Annotated in this window: 19 protein-coding genes; 7 read left to right on the top strand and 12 right to left on the bottom strand. The window is 63.9% G+C overall.

Translation table 11 applies throughout. From position 1 onward, the window contains the following. The first annotated feature begins 214 nt into the window (after positions 1-214). From BMX61_RS07410 to BMX61_RS07400, 3 genes are read left to right on the top strand one after another with little or no spacing between them, the layout of a single operon-like run. Positions 215-1,636 carry an efflux RND transporter periplasmic adaptor subunit gene (locus BMX61_RS07410; protein WP_075626015.1) on the top strand — a complete coding sequence of 474 codons (1,422 nt, stop codon included), beginning with the start codon at positions 215-217 and terminating at the stop codon, positions 1,634-1,636. Then, positions 1,633-4,731, top strand: coding sequence for a multidrug efflux RND transporter permease subunit (locus BMX61_RS07405; protein ID WP_075626016.1), 3,099 nt, complete (start codon positions 1,633-1,635; stop codon positions 4,729-4,731). Before BMX61_RS07410 ends, BMX61_RS07405 begins: the two co-directional genes overlap by 4 nt. Next, the gene (locus tag BMX61_RS07400) at positions 4,728-7,793 is read left to right on the top strand and encodes an efflux RND transporter permease subunit (RefSeq protein WP_075626017.1); all 3,066 of its coding nucleotides are present in this window, start codon (positions 4,728-4,730) and stop codon (positions 7,791-7,793) included. Before BMX61_RS07405 ends, BMX61_RS07400 begins: the two co-directional genes overlap by 4 nt. Positions 7,794-7,882: 89 nt before the next feature. Here the strand turns inward: BMX61_RS07400 and BMX61_RS07395 are convergent, their stop codons facing one another. The 9 genes from BMX61_RS07395 to BMX61_RS07355 all read right to left on the bottom strand — a co-directional run bounded on the left by BMX61_RS07395 (position 7,883) and on the right by BMX61_RS07355 (position 16,877). Continuing rightward, positions 7,883-9,172, bottom strand: a complete 1,290-nt coding sequence (locus BMX61_RS07395) for an L-fuconate dehydratase (protein WP_075626018.1) — start codon at positions 9,170-9,172, stop codon at positions 7,883-7,885. 139 nt (positions 9,173-9,311) lie between these two features. Continuing rightward, positions 9,312-10,157 carry a fumarylacetoacetate hydrolase family protein gene (locus BMX61_RS07390; protein ID WP_075626019.1) on the bottom strand — a complete coding sequence of 282 codons (846 nt, stop codon included), beginning with the start codon at positions 10,155-10,157 and terminating at the stop codon, positions 9,312-9,314. A gap of 27 nt (positions 10,158-10,184) precedes the next feature. Next, a complete protein-coding gene (locus BMX61_RS07385; RefSeq protein ID WP_075626020.1) occupies positions 10,185-10,919 on the bottom strand; it encodes an SDR family oxidoreductase in 735 nt (244 codons plus the stop codon). Positions 10,920-10,986: 67 nt separating this feature from the next. After that, positions 10,987-11,316, bottom strand: a complete 330-nt coding sequence (locus tag BMX61_RS07380) for an L-rhamnose mutarotase (RefSeq protein WP_075626021.1) — start codon at positions 11,314-11,316, stop codon at positions 10,987-10,989. A gap of 10 nt (positions 11,317-11,326) precedes the next feature. After that, entirely contained in the window at positions 11,327-12,139 is an 813-nt protein-coding gene (locus tag BMX61_RS07375; protein WP_075626022.1) for an amidohydrolase family protein, read from the bottom strand. Continuing rightward, entirely contained in the window at positions 12,139-13,161 is a 1,023-nt protein-coding gene (locus tag BMX61_RS07370; protein ID WP_075626023.1) for an aldo/keto reductase, read from the bottom strand. Before BMX61_RS07370 ends, BMX61_RS07375 begins: the two co-directional genes overlap by 1 nt. A 77-nt stretch (positions 13,162-13,238) precedes the next feature. Continuing rightward, positions 13,239-14,180 (bottom strand): ABC transporter substrate-binding protein, encoded by a 942-nt coding sequence (locus BMX61_RS07365; RefSeq protein WP_075626024.1) that lies wholly within the window; start codon positions 14,178-14,180, stop codon positions 13,239-13,241. A gap of 102 nt (positions 14,181-14,282) precedes the next feature. Continuing rightward, positions 14,283-15,323, bottom strand: coding sequence for an ABC transporter permease (locus tag BMX61_RS07360; RefSeq protein ID WP_075626025.1), 1,041 nt, complete (start codon positions 15,321-15,323; stop codon positions 14,283-14,285). A gap of 12 nt (positions 15,324-15,335) precedes the next feature. After that, the gene (locus BMX61_RS07355) at positions 15,336-16,877 is read right to left on the bottom strand and encodes a sugar ABC transporter ATP-binding protein (protein ID WP_075626026.1); all 1,542 of its coding nucleotides are present in this window, start codon (positions 16,875-16,877) and stop codon (positions 15,336-15,338) included. Positions 16,878-17,045: 168 nt separating this feature from the next. Here BMX61_RS07355 and BMX61_RS07350 point away from each other — a divergent pair, with 168 nt between their 5' ends. Further along, positions 17,046-17,717 carry a FadR/GntR family transcriptional regulator gene (locus tag BMX61_RS07350; RefSeq protein WP_075626027.1) on the top strand — a complete coding sequence of 224 codons (672 nt, stop codon included), beginning with the start codon at positions 17,046-17,048 and terminating at the stop codon, positions 17,715-17,717. A 49-nt stretch (positions 17,718-17,766) separates the two neighbouring features. Here BMX61_RS07350 and BMX61_RS07345 read toward each other — a convergent pair whose 3' ends face one another. The 3 genes from BMX61_RS07345 to BMX61_RS07335 form a co-directional block, all read right to left on the bottom strand. Then, entirely contained in the window at positions 17,767-18,720 is a 954-nt protein-coding gene (locus BMX61_RS07345; RefSeq protein WP_075626028.1) for a hypothetical protein, read from the bottom strand. A gap of 303 nt (positions 18,721-19,023) precedes the next feature. After that, a complete protein-coding gene (gene uxuA, locus BMX61_RS07340; RefSeq protein WP_075626029.1) occupies positions 19,024-20,235 on the bottom strand; it encodes a mannonate dehydratase in 1,212 nt (403 codons plus the stop codon). Between the two features lie 47 nt (positions 20,236-20,282). Further along, positions 20,283-20,999 carry a GntR family transcriptional regulator gene (locus tag BMX61_RS07335; RefSeq protein WP_075626030.1) on the bottom strand — a complete coding sequence of 239 codons (717 nt, stop codon included), beginning with the start codon at positions 20,997-20,999 and terminating at the stop codon, positions 20,283-20,285. A gap of 155 nt (positions 21,000-21,154) precedes the next feature. Here BMX61_RS07335 and uxaC point away from each other — a divergent pair, with 155 nt between their 5' ends. The 3 genes from uxaC (at position 21,155) to BMX61_RS07320 (ending at position 25,098) form a co-directional block, all read left to right on the top strand. Beyond that, positions 21,155-22,555 (top strand): glucuronate isomerase, encoded by a 1,401-nt coding sequence (gene uxaC / locus BMX61_RS07330; RefSeq protein ID WP_075626031.1) that lies wholly within the window; start codon positions 21,155-21,157, stop codon positions 22,553-22,555. A 52-nt stretch (positions 22,556-22,607) separates the two neighbouring features. Beyond that, on the top strand, positions 22,608-23,783 hold the full coding sequence (locus BMX61_RS07325) for an ABC transporter substrate-binding protein (protein WP_075626032.1): 1,176 nt from the start codon (positions 22,608-22,610) through the stop codon (positions 23,781-23,783). A gap of 184 nt (positions 23,784-23,967) precedes the next feature. Continuing rightward, positions 23,968-25,098, top strand: a complete 1,131-nt coding sequence (locus BMX61_RS07320; RefSeq protein WP_083639256.1) for an ABC transporter ATP-binding protein — start codon at positions 23,968-23,970, stop codon at positions 25,096-25,098. Position 25,099 lies beyond the last annotated feature (1 nt).

Genomic DNA, 25,099 nt, shown 5'->3' with positions numbered 1-25,099 from the left:
AGCGGATTGTCGGCAATGGCGAGGCCGGCACCAAACGTCATCCGATGGCCTGCCCAGAGCGGCACATGACCCCGTTCATTACCGTCTTGTAAGTGGCATTTTTTTTAGCTTGTGTTTGATTTGTCGTCTCTTCGTCAGGTGGCGCCGCTATCTGACGCGGCCGAACGCGCTCATCGGGCGCGGGGAGGCGGATGTCAGGCACGCGCGGTGATCGATGAAAAGAAGCACGAAGTTTGCCCTGCTTGGTCTTGCGGCGACCATGGCGGCACTTGCTTATGCGGCCCGGCAGCCGGAGATGCAAAAGTTCGCTCTGGCGTGGATGGGCAAGGCCCAGGACGGGCCGCAAAGCAAACGGGATCGTGCCATTCCCGTCGTCGCCGCGCCGGCCACGATGGCGGACGTGCCGGTCTACGCGACAGGCGTCGGCACGGTCAGGCCGATCAATGCCGTCGTGATCCGGGCACAGGTCAGCGGTCGCATCACCGAAATCCGCTTTCAGGAGGGACAGGACATCAAAAAGGGCGAGGTCATCGCCCGGCTGGACGATGCGCTCTATCGCGCGCAGCGGGATCAGGCCATCGCCAAGAAGGCGCAGGACGACGCGCTTCTCGAAAATGCAGTCCTTGAGGATGCGCGCTTGCAGCGGCTGGCCGGCAATGCCGTGGCGAGCCAGCAGCAGCTTGACAATCAGCATGCGCTTGTCGCCCAGAACAAGGCGCAGGTTCAGGCGGATCAGGCTGCGATCGAGGCGGCGCAGGCGCAGCTGGATTACACGACCATCCGCGCGCCGATCGATGGCCGCACCGGTATCCGTAATGTCGATGTCGGCAATATCGTCTCCAGCGGCGATACGAACGGCATTGTCACGCTCGCGCAGATCCAGCCGATCACGGTGATCTTTTCCGTCCCGCAGCAGGAGCTTGCACACGTCAACGCGGCCAATGGGCGCGGACCGCTCGCCGTCGATGTGTTTGCCGATGATGGTGGACGGGTCCTGGCCAGCGGCAAGCTGACGGTGATCGACAACCAGGTGGATGCTGCGACCGGCACCGTCAGGCTGAAGGCGGAATTCGCCAACGAGGCGCTGGCGCTCTGGCCGGGAGCCTTCGTCAATGCGCGCTTGCTCATCGAAACGATGAAGGATGTGTTGACCGTTCCCTCCGCCGCCATCCAGCGCGGCCCAGGCGGCACCTATTGCTATGTCGTTCGCAACGACAAGACCGTCACCGTCGCGCCCGTCGATGTGACGATGCAGGATGACCGCATTGCAGTCGTCAAAACCGGTCTGACGCAAGGGGATGAAGTCGTCACGACGGGATTTGCAAGGCTGCAGGAAGGCGCGGAGGTGCGTGTCGCCACACCGGAGGAGGCCGATCCCGCGAAAATGGCTGTGCCGCTGACCGATGAGGCCCACGGCAGACGCCGCAAGGGCGGCGGCAAGAGCGGCAATCACGACAGCGCATCGGGCGCGGCTTCGCCCTCCGACGGTGGGCCGGCGCAAGGCGAGGGTTCAATTCCAGGCCACGGGAAACACCATGCCGGAACGCCTGCCGATAGGACGGCGCCCGCCGCCTCGAATGCCGGAGCTACTCCAGCAAATCCAGAGGCCGCGCCAGCACGTGACAGCGCGAAATGAGCCTCTCTGCGCCCTTCATCGCCCGGCCGGTGGCGACGTCGCTGCTTGCGATCGCCACGCTCCTGGCCGGCATCCTGTGCTTCCTCGCTTTGCCGGTCGCGCCGCTGCCGCAGGTCGATTTTCCGACGATCCGCATCACCACGCAATTGCCGGGCGCCGATCCGGATACGATGGCCGCTTTGGTCACCGCGCCACTCGAACGGCCGCTCGGGCAGATTCCTGCCATCGCGGCCATGACCTCCTCCAGCGCCTTCGGCATCAGCCAGATTACGCTGCAGTTCAAGCTGGATCGCAACATCGACGGCGCCGCCCAAGATGTGCAATCGGCGATCAATGCCGCGTCCGGCAGCCTGCCGAGGACGCTGCCCTATCCGCCGACCTACGCAAAGGTCAATCCGGCGGATACGCCGATCGTCACCCTTGCGCTGCATTCGCAGACCTACTCCATCCGGGATTTGAGCGACTTTACCGATACGATCATGTCGCAGCGCCTGAGCGAGGTCTCGGGGGTCGGAGACGTGCGCATTCAGGGCGGTGTGCGCCCGGCGGTTCGCATCCAGGCAGACCTCGCCCGCCTTGCCGCCTATGGCCTGTCGCTGGACGATCTGCGCACGGCGGTCGCCAATGCCAATGTCTCGGGTGCCAAGGGCGCGGTGGATGGCACGACGCAGTCCTTCACCCTGTCGGCCAATGACCAGATCCAGGATCCCGACATCTACCGCCAGACGATCGTCGCCTATCGCAACGGCGCGCCCGTGCGGCTGACGGATGTGGCCGAGGTGGTCGAAGGTCTGGAAAACAGCCGGTTGGGCGCCTGGTACCAGGGACATCCCGCCGTTATCGTCGACATCATGCGCCAGCCGGGGGCCAACGTCATCCAGACAGTGGAGGATGTGCGCCGGCAACTTCCGCGGTTGAAGGCGGCCCTGCCTGCCGGTGTCACGCTCGACATCGTCAACGACCGAACGGAGACGATCCGCGCCTCGATCCACGATGTGCAGCTGACGCTTGCCATCTCCATCGCGCTCGTCATCCTCGTCGTCTTCCTGTTTTTGCGCACGCTGACGGCCACGATCATCGCCGGGGTCGCACTGCCGCTCTCGCTGATCGGCACCTTCGCGATCATGTGGTTCGCGCGCTTCAGCCTCGACAACCTCTCGCTGATGGCGCTCACCATCGGCACCGGATTTGTCGTCGACGATGCGATCGTGATGATCGAGAACATCGCCCGCCATATCGAGGAGGGCGAGCCGCCAATGCAGGCAGCCCTGAAAGGCGCCGGCGAAATTGGCTTTACCATTCTGTCGCTCACCGCCTCGCTGATTGCCGTCTTCATTCCGCTCCTGTTCATGACCGGCATTGTCGGCCGCATGTTCCGCGAATTCGCGTTGACGCTGACGATTGCCGTGGTCGTCTCGGCGGTCGTGTCGCTGACGCTGACGCCGATGATGTGCGCGCGCATCCTGCGGGCGCCAAAAACCCGCAACACCGGACTTCTGGGCCTGAGCGACCGGTTCATGGCATGGCTGAACGACGGTTATCATCGCAGCCTCGTCTGGGCGGTGCAGCGAAGCTGGCTGATGCTGGGTGTTACGGCCCTGACCCTCGCCGTGACGATCGCGCTCTACATCGCCGTGCCCAAGGGCTTTCTACCCGTGCAGGATACCGGCCTCATCACCGCCGTGATCGAAGCGGAGCCTACCAGCTCCTTTAGCGTCATGAAGGCCATGCAGCAGACGGTCGGCGACCGGCTGCGCGCCGATCCGGCCGTTGAAAGCGTGGTTGCGGTGATCGGCACCAGCGCGACGAACCTGACGCTGAATACGGCGCGCTACACGATCGTGCTGAAGCCGCAGGATGAGCGCAAGATCTCCGCTGCCGATCTGATCGATCGCCTGCGCGCGCGCGTTGCGGATATGCCCGGCATAAGCGCCACGTTCGAGAGCGTGCGCGATATCGCGATCAGCACGCGGGCAAGCCGCGCGCCCTATCAATATACGCTGACGGGCACGAACACGGCCACGGTTGCCGAATGGGCGGACCGCCTAGCGCGCCGCCTGCAGCAAAGTCCGCTGCTGATCGATGTGAATTCCGATGCGGAGATGGGCGGCGGCCGGCTTGCCATCGATGTGGATCGGGAAACGGCGGCGCGGCTGGGCGTGTCCATGCAGGCCATCAGCGACGCGCTCTACGATGCCTTCGGCCAGCGTCAGATCAGCACCATCTATGGCCAGGCAAACCAGTATCGCGTCGTTCTCGAGGCAGCCGAGCGTTTTCGAGACGACCCCAAGGCGCTCGACCAGCTTTATGTCGAAGGCGCCAACAATGCGATGGTGCCGCTCAAGGCCATGGCGACCGTCCGTCTCGCGACCGCGCCACTGGTGATCGGCCGAAGCGAGCAATTTCCTGCCGTCACGCTCAGCTTCGACCTTGCGCGCGGCGCTTCGCTTTCCCAGGCACTGGAGACGATCAAGACCGCCGAGCGAGACATCGGCATGCCGGGATCGATCCAGCGCAGCTACAGCGGCGACGCTGAGGAGTTCGACCGCTCGCTGGCAGGGGAGCCGTGGCTGATTTTGGCGGCGGTGGTGACGATCTACATCGTTCTCGGCCTGCTCTACGAAAGCGCCATTCATCCCGTGACGATCCTCTCGACGCTGCCTTCGGCCGGCGTCGGCGCGCTCTTGGCGCTCATGCTTTTCGGGCAGGATCTGTCGATCATCGCGCTGATCGGCATCGTTCTGCTCATGGGCATCGTCAAGAAGAACGCGATCATGATGATCGACTTCGCTCTGGAGGCCGAGCGCCATGAAGGGCTTTTGCCGCGTGACGCCATCGTCAAGGCGGCCGTGCTGCGCTTTCGCCCGATCATGATGACGACGCTTGCGGCCTTGTTCGGTGCGCTGCCCCTGGCTCTAGCCCACGGCACCGGCGCGGAGCTGCGCATTCCCCTCGGCATCTCGATCATCGGCGGGCTGTTTTTGAGCCAGGTGTTGACGCTCTACACCACGCCGGTGATCTATCTGGCGCTGGACCGTCTGCGCTTCCGATTCATTGGAGGAAAAACGGGCCAGAAGGCCGGCGGGCCGGCATGAAGATCTCGGCATTTTTCATCGACCGGCCGGTCGGCACCACGCTTCTGGCCATCGGCCTGATGTTGCTCGGTCTCGTCGCCTATCGCTTTCTGCCCGTCTCCAGCCTCCCTGCGGTGGACCTGCCGACCATCCGCATTTTCGCCAGCCGGCCGGGCGCGGATCCGGAAAGCATGGCGTCGAGCGTCGCCGCGCCGCTGGAGCGGCATCTGGGTGCCATCGCTGGCTTGACCGAGGTGACCTCGACAAGCGGGCTCGGCACGACCAACATCACGCTTCAATTCGACATCGCGCGCGATGTGGACAGTGCTGCGCATGATGTGCAGGCGGCAATCAATGCCGCTGCGACGGATCTGCCGAGCGACATGCCGACGCTGCCCTCGATGCGCAAGGCGAACCCTGCCGCAGCCCCCGTCCTGACGCTCGCGCTCACATCGGACAGCCTCGCTGCCAGCACGATCTTCGATGCGGCCGATACGGTGCTGGTTCAGCGCATTTCGCAGGTGGAGGGCGTGGGGGACGTCAATGTCAGCGGAGCCGACCAGCCGGCCGTTCGGGTGCGGGTCGACCCGGATCGGCTCGCGGCCATGGGGCTTTCCGCCAATGACGTGCGCAATGCCATCGTCAACGGCAATGTTCTGGCGCCGATCGGGGCCATCGACGGGCCGGATGCCTTTTATGCGCTCTCGGCCAATGCCCAACTGACCAAGCCGGAGGATTATGGCCAACTGATCATCCGCTCGGGCGACGGCACGGCCACGCGGCTCGCCGACATTGCCAGCGTGGAACCGGGCGTGCGCAACCGCCGCTCCGATGCCTGGTTCAATGGCCGGCCGGCGGTCCTCATCAACATCACCAAGGCGGCGGACGCCAATGTCGTGGAGACGGTCGATGCAGTGCGGTCGCTCATCCCGGAGCTGAAGCGGCTGATCCCCGCCGGCATAGAGATCGACGTGCTGAACGACCGGACGACCACCATCCATGCCAGCGTGCGCGATATGCAGGCCACGCTGCTGGCGACGATCGGGCTGGTCATGGCCGTCGTCTTCGTTTTCCTGCGCCGTGTCGTGCCGACCCTTGCCGCAGGGCTGACGGTGCCGCTCGCCTTCGCCGGTGCTTCCGCCGCCATGTGGCTGACGGGCCTGTCCGTCGACAACCTGTCGCTGATGGCGCTCGCGGTCGCCAGCGGTTTTGTCGTCGACGATGCGATCGTCATGATCGAAGCCATCTACGCCAATCTGGAGACCGGCATGCCACCGCTCGAGGCGGCGCGCGCCGGGGCAAGGCAGATCGGTTTTACGGTGATCGCCATCAGCCTGTCGCTGATGGCCGCCTTCATCCCGCTGTTCTTCATGGGCGGCGTGGTGGGCAAATTTCTGCTCAGCTTTTCCCTGACGCTTGCCTTCACCATCATCGTTTCCACCGTCGTCTCCCTGACGCTGACACCGATGATCTGTGCTCACCGGCTGAAGAAGCATGAGGCCGAAGACCGTTCGGGACCGCATGATCCGACACAGCCGCGCGGCAGCGGCGGGATGATCGGCTTTTACGACCGCACGCTCTCCGGCGTTCTGCATCATCGCCATCTCGCGGTCATCAGCACGCTTGCCTGCGTCGGACTGACCGGCTGGCTCTACACCGAGATCCCCAAGGGTTTCGTTCCGCGCGACGATACGGGTTTCGTCATGGGCATTAGCCAGGCGGCCAGCGATATTTCTTATCCTGCCATGGTCGCGCTTCAGCGCCGGGCGCTTTCGATCGTCGAGAGGGATCCGGCGGTGGCCAATGTCGGCGCCAGTGTCGGTGGCGGCCTGATGGGCACGGCCAATCGCGGCCAGATGCAGATATCGCTGAAACCGGCGGGACGACGCGATGCCACCGACGTGGTGATCGACCGGCTAAGACGGATGACCGCCGTCATTCCGGGTCTCGACACGTCCTTCTTCGCGCCAAGCGACATCCGCGTTGGCGCGCGGTCCTCGGACTCCCCCTATCAATTCACGTTGTGGGACGCCAACTTCGCCGAGCTGACCGCCTGGGCGCCGCGCATCCTGGCGAGACTTCGGCAGGAGCCGCTGCTGACGGACGTCAACAGCGACCGCCAGCCAAACGGGCTGCAGGCCAAGGTGGTGGTGGACCGGACCGCCGCAAACCGTCTGGGTGTGACGATGAGCACGCTCGACACGGCGCTCAACAATGCATTCGCCCAGCGACAGGTCACGATCGTCTATGGCGAGCGCAATCAGTACCGCGTCATCCTTGAGGCTTATCCAGATTTCGCCGGAGCGCCTGACGATGTGCTGAAGATCCATGTGCCGGGCGCATCTGGAAGCCAAGTGCCGCTCAGCGCTTTCGCCAGGGTCGAGCGAAGCCTGGCGCCCATTGGTGTGAACCATCAGGGCCAGTTTCCCTCCGTCACCATCGCCTACAATACGGACGCGGACACCACGCTTTCACAGGCAAACGATGCGGTGAAGGCCGCCGTTTCCGGCATGCACCTGCCCGATACGCTGCACGCGGAATTCGCCGGCGACGCCGCCAGCGCCAAAACGTCATCGGCAAGCCAGCCGATGCTGATCGTCGCAGCGCTTCTCGCCGTCTACATCATTCTCGGGATTCTCTATGAAAGCCTGCTGCATCCGCTGACGATCATCTCCACCCTGCCCTCCGCCGGCCTTGGTGCGCTTCTGGCACTGTGGATCAGCGGGACGGAGCTGACGATCGTCGCCTTCATCGGCATCATTCTGCTGATCGGGATCGTCAAGAAAAACGGCATCATGCTGGTGGATTTCGCGCTGGAAGCCGAACGACGGCATGGCATGGCGCCCGAGACCGCCATTCATGAAGCCTGCCTGAGGCGCTTCCGGCCGATCATGATGACGACGCTCGCCGCCTTCATGGGTGCGTTGCCGCTGGTGCTCGCCACCGGCCCCGGTACGGATCTCCGCCGTCCCCTCGGCATCACCATCATCGGCGGCCTGATCGTCTCCCAGGCCTTGACGCTCTACACAACGCCGATCCTGTACCTGCTCTTTTCCAGGTGGTCGGCGCGTTTTGCCCGCTAAACGCGCGACTCTTCACCTCGCACCCCATGACGTCCCATCACGCAAGACCTGTTGGCGGCCTTGCGTGCTGCGCCCGATTGCTGACGGATTCACGCCGCCTGTTTGCTTCCATGCGTATAGGTCACGATCGAGTCCGGCTTCATCTCGATGGAGAAGCCCGGCAGGGACGGCGGCATGTAAGCGGCGTTGCGGATCACGCAAGGGTCGAGGAAATGCTCGTGCAGATGATCGACATATTCGATGACCCGGCCCTCCTTGGTGGCGGAAACGGCGATGTAGTCGATCATGGAGAGATGCTGCACATATTCGCAAAGGCCGACACCGCCGGCATGTGGCCAGACAGGCTTGCCGAATTTCGCGGCCAGCAGCAGCACGGCCAGTACTTCGTTCAGCCCGCCCATGCGGCAGCTATCGATCTGGACGATATCAATCGCGCCCTCGGCGATGAACTGCTTGAACATGATGCGGTTCTGGCACATCTCGCCCGTCGCTACCTTCACCGGGGCGATGGCCTCACGGATCTTGCGGTGGCCGGCGACATCGTCCGGGCTCGTCGGCTCTTCGATAAAGAAAGGCTTGCAGAAGGCGAGCTGCTTCATCCAGTCGATGGCCTGGCCCACTTCCCAAACCTGGTTGGCATCGACCATCAGATAGCGGTCGGGGCCGATGACTTCGCGGGCGATGGTCAACCGGCGTATATCGTCTTCCAGATCGCGGCCGACCTTCATCTTGATATGGTTGAAACCGGCATCGACGGCTTCCTGCGCAAGGCGGCGCAGCTTTTCGTCGGAATAGCCAAGCCAGCCGGCCGAGGTGGTGTAGCAGGCATAGCCTTCCGCTTCCAGCGTGGCGATGCGCTCGGCCTTGCCGATCTCGGCCTTCTTCAGGATCTCGACGGCCTCCTCGCGCGTCAGCGCGTCGGTCAGGTAGCGGTAGTCTACGATATCGGCGATTTCTTCGGCCGACATGGTGGAGACGAATTTCCAAACCGGCAGGCCGGCTTCCTTCGCCATGGCATCCCAGAATGCATTGACCACGGCCCCCGTTGCCAGATGCATGGCGCCCTTGTCCGGACCGATCCAGCGCAGCTGGCTATCACCGGTGAGCTTGCGCCAGAACTTGCCCGGCGCTGCCCGCACCTCGGCGAGATCGGCACCAATCACCAGATGGCGCATGGCCTCGATCGCCATGCAGCAGATATCGTTGCCACGGCCGATGGTGAAGGTCAGGCCATGGCCCGATAGATCCGGCCTGTCGGTTTCGAGGATAACGTACGCGGCCGAATAGTCCGGATCCGGATTCATCGCGTCGGAGCCGTCGAGGCTGGCGGAGGTCGGAAAGCGCAGATCGAAAACGCGAAGATTGGTGATGCGGGTCATGGGAGCTCTCCGGCAGCCAGAAGACAGCCTCGCCGGGCACGCACAAGGTCGTGGCAGGGCGATGGACGATGTTGGACGGGGCGTGGGCGGGGACTGAGGAGCCGGCCCAAACCCCTTGCAGGGCCGGCCCCTGATGCGCTTAGCGGTCGGCGCGGAAGGTCTGCTTCTGCGTACCCAGGCCTTCGATGCCGAGCTCGACCACGTCGCCGTCCTTCAGGAAGCGCGGCGGCTTCATGCCGAGCCCGACGCCGGGCGGCGTGCCGGTGGAGATGACGTCGCCGGGATGCAGCGACATGAACTGCGAGAGATAGGAAACGAGGAAGGCGACGCCATAGACCATGGTCTTGGAAGATCCGTCCTGCATGGTCTCGCCATTGACCTTCAGCCACATGCCGAGATTCTGCGGATCGGTGATCTCGTCTTTGGTCACCAGCCAAGGGCCGATAGGCCCGAAGGTGTCGCAGGACTTGCCCTTGGTCCACTGCCCTGCGCGCTCGGTCTGGAAGGCGCGCTCGGACACGTCGTGGCTGACGCAATAGCCGGCGACATAGTCGAGCGCTTCGGTCTCGCTGACATATTTCGCGGTCTTGCCGATGACGACGCCGAGTTCGACTTCCCAGTCGGTCTTCTCCGATCCACGGGGAATGCGTACCTCGTCGTTCGGACCGACGATGGCGGAGGTCGCCTTCATGAAGATCACGGGTTCCGGCGGCACGGAAGCGCCGGTTTCGGCCGCGTGGTCAGAGAAGTTGAGCCCGATGCAGATGAACTTGCCGGTTCCGGCCACGCAGGCGCCAAGGCGCGTGCCGGCATCGACCACTGGCAGGCCGGAGACGTCGATCCCACCGAGCGCCTTCAGGGCATCGGGAGCCAGCGCCGCGCCGGACAGATCTGCAACGTGTCCTGAGAGATCGCGGATCGTGCCGTCATCGGCCAAAAGGCCGGGCTTTTCGGCGCCGGGCGCGCCATGGCGGAGGAATTTCATCGTCAATATCCTTTCAGCAAATTCGGTTCAGAGCGACCAGCCGCCGTCGATGCAGTAGGCCTGCCCCGTCGTATAGGTCGCGCCGGCCAGATGCACGGCGAGATCGGCAATCTCTTCCGCCGTTCCCAGCCGGCCCATCGGCTGGCGGGCGATGAAGGTGGCGCGTGCGGTCTCGTAATCGCCCTGGGCGCGCATACGGCCTTCCAGCGATGGGCTTTCCACCGTGCCGGGGCAGATGGCGTTGCAGCGGATGCCCTTGGCAACATAATCGGCGGCGACGGACTTGGTCAGTCCGATCACGGCTGCCTTGGTCAGCCCATAGGCGCAGCGGTTGGGCACGCCCTTCACCGAGGAGGCGACCGAGGCCATATTGATGATGGCGCCATCCCCGCGTTCCAGCATGCCCGGCAGCGCCGCCTGGATGGTGCGGATCATGGCGCGGACATTGAGATCAAAGGCGAAATCCAGGTCCTTGTCGGTGATGTCGAGCACCGAGCCATTGTGCACCACACCGGCGCAGTTGAAGAGCACATCGACGCGGCCGATTTCGGCGAAGAACGCGGCAACGGCTGCGCCATCCAAAACGTCAAGCTTGCGGGTGGTCACCGGCGCCTCGGCGCGGAGGCTTGCCAGCGTCTCGTCATTGATGTCGGTGGCGTGAACGGTGGCGCCGGCGCGGGCAAAGGCGAGCGCGCTGGCGCGTCCGATGCCCTGCCCTGCCGCGGTGACCACAACGATCTTACCGTCTAATGTCTGGCTCATTGCTTCGTCCTCATTCCCGCGTGGCAAGCGCCACGGCTTTCAATGTCCTGCGGCAGTGCCGTGGGTCTCAATCCATGTGGAAGACTTCGTCCATCATCGCCCACCACTCGCCATCCTTGCGCGTGTCCAAGGGCTTCTGACAAGGGATGCAGAAGGACCACCATTCCTGGTTCTTCGGGTCGGCCGCCATTTTGGCCATGTCAGCCTCGAAATCCACGCCGTGATAGTCCCACACGCCGAACAGGAGATTTTCCGGCTCGCGCAGGAAGATCGTGTAGTTTTTGATGTTGCAGCGGGAGATCAGATCGAGAATTTCGGGCCAGACCGCCGCATGCAGCCGCTTGTATTCCTCGACTTTGTCCGGCTGCAGGCCGATCATCATCCCCATTCTCTGCATGATTGTCCCCTCAAAGACGATAGAAGCGGCGGGCATTGCCGCCAAAAACACGGTCATGCGCCACAGCCGGCACGATGGCGCGGCATTGGGCTAGCCAGGCTGCGTAATCGGCAGCGAGATCGACCACCGGCCAATCGCTGCCCCAGATCAGCCGCTCCGGCCCGAAAAGATCGAACAGGGTCTCGGCATAGGGGCGAATTGCCTGTGGGCGCTGATCGCCTGCCTCCACCAAGAGGCCGGAAAGCTTGCAGAAGACCTGCGGCAGGGCAGCAAGCTTCTCCATGGCCTTACGCCACTCGCTATAGAGACCTTCTGAAATGACGGGCTTTGCGCCATGGTCGATGACGATGGGCAGGCGCGGATGGCGCTGCGCAAACGCCGTCAGCGCCGGCAGGTGGCGCGGCAGCACCAGCGCGTCGAAGCTCAGGCCCGCCTCGATCATCGCGGCCACGGCCGGATCGAGCGCGGGATCGTCGATCCAGCCATCCTCGGGCAGATCCTGCAGCATTGGCCGCAGACCCTTGAGCTTCGGCTCGCGCGCAAGGTCAGCGATCTCGGTGGCAGCCTGCGCGCCCTTCAGATCCACCCAGCCGACGACGCCGAGAATGAAATCGTGGCGTTCGGCCAGATCGAGCAGAAAGCGCGTGTCCTCACCCTTGGGCAAAGACTGAACGACAACCGTCCCATCGACCCCGGCGGCCTTGAGCTGAGGGATCAGGTCCTCGGGCGCGAAATCGCGATAGATGGCGGCAAGCGACGGTGGCGGCCATTCGCCCGCGCGAGCGGCGAGGCGCCAGAAATGCTGGTGCGCATCGATCAGCATCAGGCCGCTCCGTTTGCGACCGGGCTGATCGGCGCATCCTCGGCGATCAGCCCACGCTCCTTGAGCCGCTGCCAGAACGACGAAGGAATCGTTTCCTCGAACCAGGCGATGTTCGCCTTCAGTTGTTCGGCGTTTCGTGCGCCGGATACGACGGTGACCGTGGCCGGATGCAGAAGCGGGAAGGCGAGCGCAGCAGCTTGGAGGCTGACGCCCTCTTCCGCGCAGGCCGCTTCGATTGCGTCCACGCGCTGGAGAAGTGCGGCCGGCGCATCTTTGTAGTTGAACTTGCGGTTTCCGGCGAGAATGCCGGAGTTGAAGACCCCGGCTGCGACGATGCCGACGCCTTGGGCTTGCGCACGCGCCATCATGCCAAGGCTTTCCTGCTCCAGCAGCGTATAGCGCCCGGCAAGCATGGCCGCGTCGATATCGAATTCGTTCATGGCGTCCGACACGACTTCCCACTCGTTGACGCCGAGGCCGACTGCCTTGATCTGGCCACTGGCGCGCAGCTCGCCCAGCGCCTTGAAGCCGCCTCCCTGGGTCAGCTGCGCCCAGTAATGGTCATGCTTCTCGCCGTGGGTGACGCGGCCGATGTCGTGGATATAGAGGATGTCGGGCTTCAGGATGCCAAGGCGCTGCTGGCTTGCCTCGAAGGAGCGCAGGATCGCGTCATAGCTGTAATCGTAGACAGGGCGGAAAGGCAGCGGGCGGACATAGGTGTCTTCCTCTTCGCCCACCGTCTCATCCGGCACCATCAGGCGCCCAACCTTGGTGGAAAGAAGATAGTCGCCACGCGGATACTCGGTCAGCATGGTGCCGAGACGGCGCTCGGAACGGGTATAGCCATAGAAGGGTGCGGTGTCGAAATAGCGGATGCCGGCGGTCCAGGCTGTGTCGAAGGCACTGAGCGATTCCTGATAGCTCGTCCAGCGATAGAGGCTGCCCATCTGCGCGCAGCCAAGGCCCATGGCCGTGAAGAACACATCGCGATGGCGCAGCTTGCGTCTGTCGGTGACCAGCATCGTCTTATCCGTCATTTTAAAGAGAAGCGGTGAGAATGCGCGCGGGGATCGTGCTCCCCGCGCGCCCGAAGGTCGGATCAGTAGAGAACGTTCTTGGCTTCCGGCTTGTCGATATTGCTCTTGGTGACGACGACGACGCCGGTGTCGATGAACTTTTCGACCTTGCCCTTGTCGAGGATCTTCACGAGCGCATCCACACCCTTTTCGCCCATCTGGTAGGAGCCTTGAACGACGGTGGCTTCGAGCGTGCCGTCCTTCACGAATTCCTGCAGGTCCTGGTTTCCGTCGAAGCCGATGGCGACGATCTTGCCAGCCTTGCCGGCCTGCTTGATGGCGCGGCCCATGCCGATGGCGGTCGGCTCATTGGCGCCGAAAATCCCCTTGAGATCGGCATTGGCGGCCAGCACGTCGGTCGTCTGGTTCAGTGCGGTCGCCATCTGCGACTGCGAGTAATAGGGACCGACGATGGTGAGCTTGGAATGGGCCTTGATATAGTCGGTGAAGCCGCCCACGCGGCCGATTTCCGAGCCTGCGCCGGCGACATAGGACATGACGGCGATCTTGCCCTCGGTGCCGACCTTGTCGATCATGGCCTTGGCGGCCAGTTCGCCGGCCTTCTTGTTGTCGGTGGCGAGGAAGGACTGATAATATTTCTCGGCATCCTTCGACAGCATGGAGTCGATGATCACGACCGGAATGCGGGCCTCCCAGGCGCGCTTCACGGCGGGCACCAGCGCATCCGGATCGGACGGGGCGAGCAGGATGGCGTCGACCTTCCGGTTTACGGCATTTTCCACCATGTTCACCTGGTCGGCGATGGCGGATTCCGAGGCCGGGCCTTGGAAGGTCATGGTGTGGCCCTTGGCCTTGCCGATGGCCGCATCCGCGCCCTTCTGGACGTTCTGCCAGAAGGTGGAGTTGACCGTCTTGACGATGACGGCGATTTCGCCAGCCGAAGCGGTCGAAGCAGCCGAGAGCGCGATGACCGAAGCCGCAAGCGCCAGAACGAGTTTACGCATAGTTTCCTCCTCAATGATCGAAACCCTGCCGGGGCTTCAAACGGGGGAAGGCTCCTCCCCTTCCCGTGTCAAGAACCGGGCACACACGCCCCCGGCCATGTCTCAGCGGCGGTTGCGGATCTGGTCGATCCAGACGGTGACCAGAATGACGAGGCCGATGATGATCTGCTGGATGAAGGCGGAGACGCCGTTCATGTTGAGCCCATTGCGCAGGATGCCGATAACGAAAGCGCCGATAAAGGTGCCGGAAATCGTCCCCACGCCGCCGATCAGCGATGTGCCGCCGATTACGGCCGATGCAATCGCGTCGAGCTCATAGGCCACGCCTTCGTTCGGCTGGGCGGTGACGAGGCGCGACATCAGCACGCAGCCCGTCAACCCGGCCAGCGTGCCGGAAACAATGTAGGTGAAAGCGGTGACGCGCGTGACGTTGACGCCGGAAAGCCGGGCCGCATCCGCATTCGAGCCGATGGCGTAGATATGCCGGCCGAGGACCGTGCGGTTCAAGAGAAAGCCGGCGGCGACCGCGATCACGATCATCAGCACCACCGGATAGGGAATGCCGGGAAAGGTGACGACCGGAAAGCCCTGATCGTCGATCGACTCGATGCGCAGGAGCGACCCATTGCCGAGCACGCCGAAGGCTTCGCCAAGGCCGGAGACCGCGCGCGCGCCGGTGATCTGCAACGCGACGCCGCGGGCAATCAGCATCATGCCGAGCGTGGCGATGAAGGGCGGCAGCTTCAGCCTCGTGATGACGAAGCCGTTGATGACGCCGCAGGCGGAACCGGTGAGAATGCCGATGAGCATGCCGAGCCAGATCGGCGTGCCGTAATCCTTGACCGCAAGCGCCGCCACCACGCCGGCCAGCGCCAGCACGGAGCCCACCGACAGGTCGATGCCGCCTGTGATGATGACATAGGTCGCGCCGATGCCGAGCAGCGCAATGGAGGTGACCTGCAGCGCGATCGTCATGCCGTTGTTGACGGTAAGAAAGGCGCTGGAGGTGACGGCGAAGACGGCGGCCAGGATGACCAGGCTGCCGAGCGCGGCAAATTTCTGGATGATATCCTTCTGCCGGTCGCTCAGGCCCTTGCGCTGGGTCATCGCTTCCTGCGGCTTGCCATTGGTAATGTCGGCCATGGTCTGGTGTCCTTACTCGCCGTGCCGGCTGCGGCCGGAGGCGTAGAGCATGATGTCTTCCTGCGATGTCTCACGCGTGGAGAGCGTTGCGGTGATGCGGCCTTCGTGGAAGACCGCGACACGGTCCGACAGGCCGAGGATCTCCGGCAGTTCCGAGCTGATCAGCACAATGCCGATGCCGCGCGCGGCCAGCGCGTCCATGATCTGGTAGATGGCGAACTTCGCCCCCACATCGATGCCGCGCGTCGGTTCGTCGAAGAACATGATCTTCGGCTCGCGAAACAACCATTTGCCGATGATGATCTTCTGCTGATTGCCGCCTGACAGAAGCCGCACCGGCTGGCTGAGCGAAGGCGTCTTGATGCTGAGAAGATCGACATAGTGCTGGCTGGACGCGCGGTGGCGCTGGCGGTCGATAATGCCGGCGCTGTTGGCCACCGCGTCCATGTTGGCCAGTGTCAGATTGGCATCGACGGGCATTTTTACCGCCAAGCCCTGCCCCTTGCGATCCTCGGAAAGATAGGCAATGCCTGCTTCGATGGCCGAACGCGGATCGGTGATCGCAATCGTCTGGCCGTTAAGCGCGATGGTGCCGGAATCGAAGGGGTCGGCCCCAAAGATCGCACGGGCAACTTCCGTGCGACCTGCACCCATCAGCCCGGCAAAGCCGAGGATCTCGCCCCGGCGGATCTCGAAATTGATGTCGGAGAACACGCCCCTGCGGGTGAGGCCCGAAACGGAAAACAGCACCTCGCTGCCGGGCTGGCGCGTCGGCGCGGGAAATTTTTCCTCCAGCGGCCGGCCAACCATGCGCGCGACGATGTCGTCCACGGTGATGGCGGAAAAATCGTCGGTCGAGATATAGCGCCCGTCACGCAGAATGGTGACGCGGTCGACGATCTCGGCCATCTCGTCCAGCCGGTGGGAAATATAGACAATACCAGTACCGGCGGCCTTGAGATCGCGGATGACGCGGAAGAGAAGCCGGGCTTCCTGCTCGGTCAGCGAGGAGGTCGGCTCGTCCATGATCAGCACGGAGGCATCGAGCGACAGCGCCTTGGCGATTTCGACCATCTGGCATTGGGCGACGGAAAGCGTGCGCACCTGCGCATGAGGATCGATGTCGACACCGAGCCGGTCGAGGCAGCGCCTTGAATCGGCATAGAGCCGGCGCCGGTCGACCAGGAAACCCCGTCGCGGCTCGCGCGCCAGATAGATGTTCTCGGCCACGGTGAGATGCGGCACCAGGTTCAGTTCCTGGTGGATGATGGCGATGCCGGCTGCCTCGGACTGATGCGTCGAGGTGAAATGCACCGTCTCGCCCTTGTAGACGATCTCGCCGGCATCGCGCTGGTAGACGCCGCTGATGATCTTCATCAGGGTGGATTTGCCGGCGCCGTTTTCGCCGCAGACTGCATGCACCTCGCCGGCACGCAGATCGAAGCTGACGCCCTGCAGCGCCTTGACGCCGGGGAATTCCTTGGCGACACCTTCCAGCCTGAGCAGCAAGCGCGCAGGCTCAGGCTCGCCAGCGGCAAGCTGCACTCCACCCATGACGATGTCCTCCCTGACGAAAAGGCGCTCCTTGACCTTCCCGTACCTCCTTCCTAGGCCGGCCCCTGCGTTTTGGTCAAGCCAATTTTTGAAAGGCGCTTGCTCTTATGGCAAATTTGGCTGCTTACTGTCGTTCGAAGCGCTTACTCCAGATATTGGCCTGACCAAATGTCCGAGACTCGACGTCTATACCAACAGATTGCCGACCAGGTTCGCCAACTCATCCAGAACGGGCAATATCCGCCCGGCGCGCGGCTGCCGGCCGAGCGGGAACTGGCGCAGCAGCTGGGCGTGTCTCGACCATCGCTGCGCGAAGCACTGATTGCGCTGGAAATCGATGGTTCGATCGAAATTCGAATGGGTTCGGGCATTTACGCACTGAGCCCAGCGCGCCAAGTAGCGAGCAATCGCTCGCTCGGCGAAAGTCCAATGGAGCTGATGCAGGCGCGCGCGGTGATCGAAGGCGCCGTCATCATCCAGGCGGCCGCCGCCATCTCGCCTGAGGCCCTTTCAACGTTGACGGGCATCCTGAACGCCATGCGTCACGAGATCGACGAGGGACGCAAACCGATGGAGCAGGACCGGCAGTTCCACCTGGCAATTGCCGATTGCGCAGGCAATACGGTGTTGGCCGAAGTCGTGGCCCAGCTGTTCGATGAGCGTCACAGTCCGATGTCCGATCGCATGCGCGGGCGCTTCGAGACGCCGGAAACCTGGCGACAGGCGCTGACAGAGCACGAAACGATTCTCGCCTGTCTCGACGCGCGCAACCCTCTCGGCGCGCAAGCCGCCATGCACGCCCATCTGACTGCTTCCGGCCGGCGCTGGCTGGAAAGCTGATTCGAGCGCATGCCGTCCACAGGACTACGTTAGACGCGACTCTGTCAGCTCAAGCTTTGGTGTGCCGACGCTGCAGGATCGTCTTCGCGGCGTCAGCCGCCCAGGTGCCGTCGAGATCCAGCCCGTCGAGTTCCGCCTCCCTGATCGGCGTGGCGCGCAGAAGCGGCACATTGCCGAAGGGCAGATTGGAAAGAACCCTGCCGTCCAGGCTGAGAATCAGTCGCGTGTAAGGCAGGCAGCCATCTGGCAGTGCGCAAAAAAGAATGGCGCCATGCACCGAAACATCGCGCGCGACGCGGTAGCCATCGGCCACGAGATCGCCGACGGCGATAAGCGTGGTCGCCCAGAGATCCACGGTTTGAGCATCGGTCTGGACATCCAGTGACTGCGGCTCACCGAACATGTCCATCGGCAGGATCAGCTCGCATTCCACGCCATTTTCCGGCTCGGCGATACCTGCCCAGGGCGTCGACAGTCCGTCGGTGACCAGATGCAGGCCATGCTGATCGCGGACCAGCAAGACGCGGCGGTGCGGGCCGAACCATGCCGTCTGTCGATGGGCATTGGCCGCCTCGCTGCGCGCCGCGTAGCCTTCGATGTAGGCACCCGCGTCTTCCCAAATGCGTCTGCGGCAGTCGGCGGCACGTTCGAAGACCGGGTCGTCCGCACCTCGCGGCACGCTGGCCGCATCGAACAAGGTTTGCACCGTCACCTTGCTCTTGCGAAACGGCCAGGAGCCGGCGGTCCAAGTGATCTGCATGCGGTTGAAGCGGTCATGCCCGGCATCCGCCAGTCTGCTCATGATCTGCTGGATCGCGTCGAACAGCGCGCCGTGCGGGTCCGACAGGTAGGCGCCGCTGCTATCCTTATAACCGCCGGACATATCGGCATGGCCGGCCTGCATGGTGCTGGCAGTCCATTCGCCCGAAACCGCGCCCTTTGGAGCCCGGTCGAGAACGGCGCTGAGATCGGTAACCGCATCGTCGATCGTGTAGCGAGCCATGTCGCCCTCCCCTGCTTTATCTTCCGGTATCAGCGAGGCCGGAAAATAAGCCCCGAAAACATCAAGTCGAGCGGGGCAAATAGGCGAAATGACATGTCTCACAATGGCTGGGTCGGATTGGCGAACGATGGGAGCGATTTTTACCGACGAGATACGACATAAGGATCTCGCGGCCTGCCCACCCCATCCGACCTCCCTCCACCGAGGGAGAGGATGCCGATACGCGGATAAGGGGGCGCTCCAGCCTGCACATCGTCAGCGTGGTATCCCGCGGCACACCCTTCCGGCAAAATTTAGGGCAACTCAGGCCAGCTCTGCTGCACGCGGTAGTTCCGGCGGATGTCCCAGCGCGTAGAGAATGCCGCGCAGCTCCGCCAGCCCGCGCATGCGGCCGATGGCGGGATAGCCTGGGGTCACCGTTTTGGTGAGATCATCCAGCATGCGGTGGCCGTGATCGGAACGGATGACGATGGTCTCGCCGGGTGCTCGCTTGGCATCTTCCTTCACCAGCGCCTTGAGCACCGCGACCATGTCCGTATCGCCATCGAGATGCGCCGACTCATGGAATGTGCGGGGGTCGGCTTCGCGCCGCGTGTTGCGCAGATGCGAGAAATGGATGCGCGAGGCAAAGCGCTCGACCATGGCCGGCAGGTCGTTTTCCAGCCGCACGCCCAGGCTGCCGGTGCAGAAGCACATGCCATTGGCGGGTGAAGGGACGGCGTCGAACAACGCCGCATAATCCGCCTCGGTGGAGGCGATGCGCGGCAGGCCGAAGAGCGGGCGCGGCGGATCGTCGGGATGCAAGGTGAGCTTGACGCCGAGGCTTTCGGCCGCCGGCGTGACGGCTTCGAGAAACTCGATCAGATGCTGGCGCAGCCGGGCGGCATCGATGCCGCGATATTGCGCCAGCTTGTCGCGAAAACCGGGAATGGTCATCGGCTCGGTGGTCGAGCCCGGCAGCGCGCTGGCAATGTTGCGTACGAGATCGGACACGGCCTGCTCGTCCATGGCCTTGAACAGAGCTTCGGCCCGCGCCCGCTCGGCCTCGCTGTAGTCGTGGGCGGCATCGGGCCGTTCGAGAATGAAAAGGTCGAAGGCGGCGAAGGTCTCGAAATCGAAGCGCATGGCGGTCGCGCCGGTATCGGTGACGAAATCGAGCTCGGTGCGGCACCAGTCGACCACTGGCATGAAATTGTAGCAGACGATGGGAATACCGGCCCGGCCGACATTTTCGAGGCTGGCGATCCAGGCCTCGATCTCGGCCTTGGCCTTGCCGCCCACGCGCTTGACCGCATCGGGAATCGGGATGCTCTCAACCACCGACCAGCGCAGCGGCACGCGACCGGACGGCGTGGTCTCGATCATGTCGCGCCGCGCTTCGACGGCGTCCTTCGTCCACACCGCGCCGATCGGCACCTCATGCAGCGCCGAAACGATATCGGTGGCGCCAACATGGCGCACCTCGTCCAGCGTAACGGGGGCCTTGGGACCGAACCATCTCCAGCCTTGGCGCATCGTGTTTTCCTCCTTGCGGCCCGGTCGCGTCGCGCCGGGCTTTTCGATCAGATGAAATAGTCGGGATAGCGATCCTTGAGCGCATCCACATCGAGAATAACGGCGTTCAGATGGTGCATCATCGCTGTCTTGGCGGCTTCGGCGTCACCCTCAGCCACGGCGGCCCGGATGATTTCGTGCTCGGCGATCACCTGCTCCATGCGTCCAAGAACCGGCAGGGTGAGGCGTCGTGCCCGGTCGATCTGCATCTTCACCTGGGTCAGCAGGGTCCAGATGCCGGGATGGCCGGCAAGCTCCGAAAGCTCGGCGTGGAAGGCCTCGTCCGCCTCGTGAAACGCATCCAGATCGCCAAGGCCGGCAGCGACCTTCTGGCGCCGGATCGTCTTCTCGAGCGGGCCCATACGCTCCGGCGTGGCCTGCTCGGCCGCCTTTTCCACCGTGATCCCCTCCAGCGCCTTGCGGATCAGCACCGCCTCGGGAATCGCCTTCACCGGCACGCGCGAAACAAAGGTGCCGGACTGCGGAAAGATATCGACGAGCCCGATCTCCGCCAGACGAATGAGCGCCTCGCGCACCGGCGTGCGGCTGACCCCGAACCGCTCGATCAGCATCTTGTCCTGCAGCGGCGTGCCTGGCGGCAGATGCGAGGCGACGATCTCGGCGCGCAGCATATCGAAGATCTGCGTGGCTGAGGTGATGCGGCGCGCGGGCGGTGCACGGCGCGAGACGTCGAGGGCGGGAGATGCGGAGTCGGGCGTCGACATGGGGATTGGCTCCGTACGGCTTGAACCGATTGACATGCTAGTATACTAGTTGCTAGAGAATGCAAGGCCGGTATGCAGACCTCCTGATAAGAGACCAGTGCCGGAGCCGGCAGGCCAGACGACGGCCGAGGCCGGCAGCGATCAAGGGAAGTGATATGGCGCTCGATCCAGACAGGCTTTTTCCCAGCGAGCAGACGACGCGCGCGATTGCCCGGCAGCTGTTCTCCACGGTCGAGCATCTGCCGATCGTCTCGCCCCATGGCCACACCGAGCCTGCCTGGTATGCCGAGAACGCGGCTTTCGCCGATCCGGCTGCGCTGTTCGTCATCCCCGACCACTATATTTTCCGCATGCTCTATTCGCAGGGCGTGCCGCTGGAGGCGCTGGGCGTGCCGCGCACGGATGGCGGCGCGGTGGAAACGGACGCGCGGGCCATCTGGCGGCTGTTTGCCCGGCACTACAGCCTCTTTCGCGCTACGCCGTCGCGCCTCTGGTTCGAGCATGCGATGCAGACGGTGTTCGGCATCGAGGAGCGGCTGTCCGCCGCCAATGCCGATGCGCTCTACGACCGCATCGCCGAGACGCTCGGTCGTGAGGACATGCGTCCGCGCGCGCTTTATGAGCGCTTCGGCATCGAGGTCATTGCCACCACGGATTCGGCGCTCGACGATCTCAAGCACCACGACGCCGTTCGCGCCTCCGGTTGGAAAGGCCGCGTGGTGCCAACCTATCGGCCGGATGCAGTCGTCGACCCGGACCGCCCGGGCTTTGCCGAGGCGCTTGCCCGCTTCTTCGAACTGACCGGAATGGATGAGACCTATCAGGGCTATCTGGCCGGTCACCGGGCACGGCGGGCCTACTTCAAGGCGCGTGGCGCGACGGCGACGGATCACGGCCATCCTTCGGCGCTGACAGCCGATCTGGCGCCGGGCGATGCCGAGCGCCTGTTCGACAAGGTGCGCCAGGGCGTGGCAGATGCCGGCGAGCGGGAGCTGTTCCGCGCGCAGATGCTGACGGAAATGGCGCGGATGAGCCAGGAAGACGGCCTCGTCATGCAGATCCACCCCGGTTCCGTGCGCAACCACAACGGCCCGCTGTTCGAGCGCTTCGGCTTCGACAAGGGCGCCGACATCCCCAGTCGCACCGATTATGTGCATGCGCTGAAGCCGCTGCTTGGTGCTGTTGGCAACGACCCCTCGGTCACCATCATTCTCTTTACCCTCGACGAAACGGCCTATTCGCGCGAGCTCGCACCGCTTGCCGGTCATTATCCTGCCTTACGTCTCGGCCCGGCCTGGTGGTTCTTCGACAGCGCCGACGGCATGAAGCGTTTTCGCGAGACGACCACCGAGACCGCCGGCTTCTACAACACGGTCGGCTTCAACGACGACACCCGCGCCTTCCTGTCAATTCCCGCCCGCCACGACGTCTCCAGGCGTGTCGATTGCGCCTATCTCGCCGGCCTGGTGCGCGATGGCCGCCTCGATGAGGACGAGGCCCATGAGGTGGCGCAGGATCTTGCCTATCGGCTGGCCAAACAGGCCTACCGTCTTTGAATTCAGCAGGCCGGTGGTGGGAGCCGCCGGTGCTCAACGGGAGGACTCGAGCATGCATATCACCCGCAGACGCTTCATGGGAACGACGGCCGCGATGGCCGGCGCCTCGCTGTTCGGCGGCAAGGCTTTCGCCGCACTGAAAGCGCCGTCGAGCCCCGTGACCATCACGGTCGCCGACGTGGCCGGCAATCTGGCACTGACACAGGCGGCCATGGAGCGCTACACTCAGGCCAAGCCCGAATGGGCAAGCCGCATCGCCTTTACCAAGGCGCCCGCACCTGAACTGCCGGCCAAGCTCAAGGCCCAGCAGGCTGCCGGCCGCGTCGATATCGATCTCGTGCTGACCGGCACGGACGCGCTGGCCGCCGGCCTCGACCAGGGCATCTGGACCGATCTTTCGCCCTATAAGGCCGATCTGCCGGATCTCCAGTCGATCTACATTCCCCAGGCTTTCAAGATGCAGGCCATGGCGAAAGATCACGGCGTCATCGTCTCCTATTACCCCTCGGGCCCGCTGATCGAATATATGCCGGACCGGGTGAAGACGCCGCCAAAGAGCGCCGAGGAGCTGCTCGCCTGGACCAAAGAAAACAAGAACAAGTTCATCTATGCCCGTCCCTCCAATTCCGGCCCCGGCCGCACCTTCCTGATGGGTCTGCCTTATCTGTTGAAGGATGCCGATCCGCGCGATCCGGAAAAAGGCTGGGACAAGACCTGGGCCTTCCTGGAAGAGATTGGCCAGAACATCGAATATTACGCTTCCGGCACCACGCAGACCATGCGTGAACTCGGCGAAGGCACGCGGGACATCGTCGTTTCGACCACCGGCTGGGATATCAATCCGCGCGTTCTCGGCACGGTTCCGGCCGAGGCCGAGGTCGGCACGCTTGCCGGCTTCCACTGGGTGACGGACGCGCATTACATGGTGGTGCCGAAGGGCGTGTCTGAGGAGAAGCTCGCCGTGCTGCTCGACCTCATGAACTTTATGCTGACCCCGCAATCCCAGGCCTACGCCTATGACCAGGGCTATTTCTATCCCGGCCCGGCGGTGAAAGACGTGCCGCTTTCCATGGCGCCGGAAGAAAGCCAGGCGGCGATCAAGGAATTCGGCCGGCCGCAATATGAGGCCTGGATCGCGGAAAACCCGCTGGAAATCCCGCTCGATGCCGAAAAGCTCGTCGCCGCCTTCCGCATCTGGGACGAGCGGATCGGCGCCAAGAAGGGCTGAGCCTTTCGAGGTCGGGGCTCCAGCTCCGGCCTGTTCTCCGCCCGGTTTCGCCCCCAGCCGCTCAAGCGGTTGCTGGAAGCAGTGCCTGATCAAGACGCTTTGGCGGGGCGGGCGTTTCCGATCCTTCATCGAGCGGCGCTTCGATCAAGCCGCGCCCCTCTCTCTCGCTTTCGGAGCCTTCGTGATGAACGCTGCCACCCTTCGCGCCACATCCGCGCCAACAGCTGCAGCCCAGCGCGCGCCCGCGCCACGCGCCGGCGGCGGCCGGCTGGAACTGGCCGGCCTCGAACGCGCCTTCGGCGCCTACCGCGCGCTCGATGGCCTCGATCTGACGGTCGAGCGCGGCGAGTTCATTGCGCTGCTCGGACCCTCCGGCTGCGGCAAATCGACGGCGCTGAACTGCATTGCCGGGCTCCTGCCGCTGACGGGCGGTGCCATTCTTCTCGATGGGAAACCGATCCACGAGCTGGCGCCGGAAGAGCGTGGCTTCGGCATGGTGTTCCAGAGTTACGCCCTGTTTCCCCATATGACGATCCGCAAGAATGTCGGCTTTGGCCTTGCCATGCAGGGCGTGCCCAAGGCCGAGGCCGAAGCACGCATCGACGCCGCGCTCGATCTCGTGCGGCTGAAATCCCAGGGCGACAAGCTGCCCGGTCAGCTCTCCGGCGGCCAGCAGCAGCGTGTGGCGATTGCGCGCGCCATCGTCATCCGGCCGCCTCTCGTCTTGATGGACGAGCCACTCTCTAATCTCGACGCTAAGCTCAGGCTCGAAATGCGCGCCGAAATCCGCGCGATCCACGAGGCGATCGGCTCCACCACCATCTATGTCACCCATGATCAGGACGAGGCGCTCTCGCTTGCCGACCGCATCGTCGTCATGGCCAATGGCGTCATCCGCCAGGTTGGAACGCCTGAAGAGCTTTACGAACGGCCGAACCATGTCGATGTCGCAGATTTCATGGGCTTTCGCACCCGGATCCTCGGCCGGGTGACCGCGGACGGCAGCATGGTCGAGCTTCCGGGCGGCCGGCTCGCTCTGCCGGCGGCGCGCGGCTTGCGGGCGGGCACGCCCGTCACCGTGTCCGTGCGCCCCGAAGACTTCGTCGCCTCCAAGGGCGAGGCGCGCGGCGGCGATGGTCTGACAGGCACTGTGCGCAGCATCGAATATCGTGGCCGCGCCTGGTTCGGCTCGGCGGCCCTTCCCGATGGCACGCTCGTCTATTTCCGCGCCGACAGCACCCTGCCGCAGGGCGCGCCCGTCATCCTCGCGCCCGACCCGGCCCGCACGCTGATCTTCGAGGAGACCGGCCGATGAG

Source organism: Xaviernesmea oryzae (assembly GCF_900109605.1).
Lineage (GTDB): Bacteria > Pseudomonadota > Alphaproteobacteria > Rhizobiales > Rhizobiaceae > Xaviernesmea > Xaviernesmea oryzae.
Note: the sequence above shows the minus strand (reverse complement) of the source record. Positions and strands in the feature narration are given on the sequence as shown.

Coding starts and splice junctions, on each gene's coding strand:
- BMX61_RS07395 (WP_075626018.1), bottom strand. CDS start 9,172: ATGACCCGCATCACCAATCTTCGCGTTTTCGATCTGCGCTTTCCGACC.
- BMX61_RS07365 (WP_075626024.1), bottom strand. CDS start 14,180: ATGCGTAAACTCGTTCTGGCGCTTGCGGCTTCGGTCATCGCGCTCTCG.
- BMX61_RS07335 (WP_075626030.1), bottom strand. CDS start 20,999: ATGTCGACGCCCGACTCCGCATCTCCCGCCCTCGACGTCTCGCGCCGT.
- BMX61_RS07350 (WP_075626027.1), top strand. CDS start 17,046: ATGTCCGAGACTCGACGTCTATACCAACAGATTGCCGACCAGGTTCGC.
- BMX61_RS07360 (WP_075626025.1), bottom strand. CDS start 15,323: ATGGCCGACATTACCAATGGCAAGCCGCAGGAAGCGATGACCCAGCGC.
- BMX61_RS07355 (WP_075626026.1), bottom strand. CDS start 16,877: ATGGGTGGAGTGCAGCTTGCCGCTGGCGAGCCTGAGCCTGCGCGCTTG.
- BMX61_RS07375 (WP_075626022.1), bottom strand. CDS start 12,139: ATGCTGATCGATGCGCACCAGCATTTCTGGCGCCTCGCCGCTCGCGCG.
- BMX61_RS07380 (WP_075626021.1), bottom strand. CDS start 11,316: ATGCAGAGAATGGGGATGATGATCGGCCTGCAGCCGGACAAAGTCGAG.
- BMX61_RS07385 (WP_075626020.1), bottom strand. CDS start 10,919: ATGAGCCAGACATTAGACGGTAAGATCGTTGTGGTCACCGCGGCAGGG.
- BMX61_RS07400 (WP_075626017.1), top strand. CDS start 4,728: ATGAAGATCTCGGCATTTTTCATCGACCGGCCGGTCGGCACCACGCTT.
- BMX61_RS07325 (WP_075626032.1), top strand. CDS start 22,608: ATGCATATCACCCGCAGACGCTTCATGGGAACGACGGCCGCGATGGCC.
- BMX61_RS07370 (WP_075626023.1), bottom strand. CDS start 13,161: ATGCTGGTCACCGACAGACGCAAGCTGCGCCATCGCGATGTGTTCTTC.
- BMX61_RS07410 (WP_075626015.1), top strand. CDS start 215: ATGAAAAGAAGCACGAAGTTTGCCCTGCTTGGTCTTGCGGCGACCATG.
- BMX61_RS07320 (WP_083639256.1), top strand. CDS start 23,968: ATGAACGCTGCCACCCTTCGCGCCACATCCGCGCCAACAGCTGCAGCC.
- uxaC (WP_075626031.1), top strand. CDS start 21,155: ATGGCGCTCGATCCAGACAGGCTTTTTCCCAGCGAGCAGACGACGCGC.
- BMX61_RS07345 (WP_075626028.1), bottom strand. CDS start 18,720: ATGGCTCGCTACACGATCGACGATGCGGTTACCGATCTCAGCGCCGTT.
- uxuA (WP_075626029.1), bottom strand. CDS start 20,235: ATGCGCCAAGGCTGGAGATGGTTCGGTCCCAAGGCCCCCGTTACGCTG.
- BMX61_RS07390 (WP_075626019.1), bottom strand. CDS start 10,157: ATGAAATTCCTCCGCCATGGCGCGCCCGGCGCCGAAAAGCCCGGCCTT.
- BMX61_RS07405 (WP_075626016.1), top strand. CDS start 1,633: ATGAGCCTCTCTGCGCCCTTCATCGCCCGGCCGGTGGCGACGTCGCTG.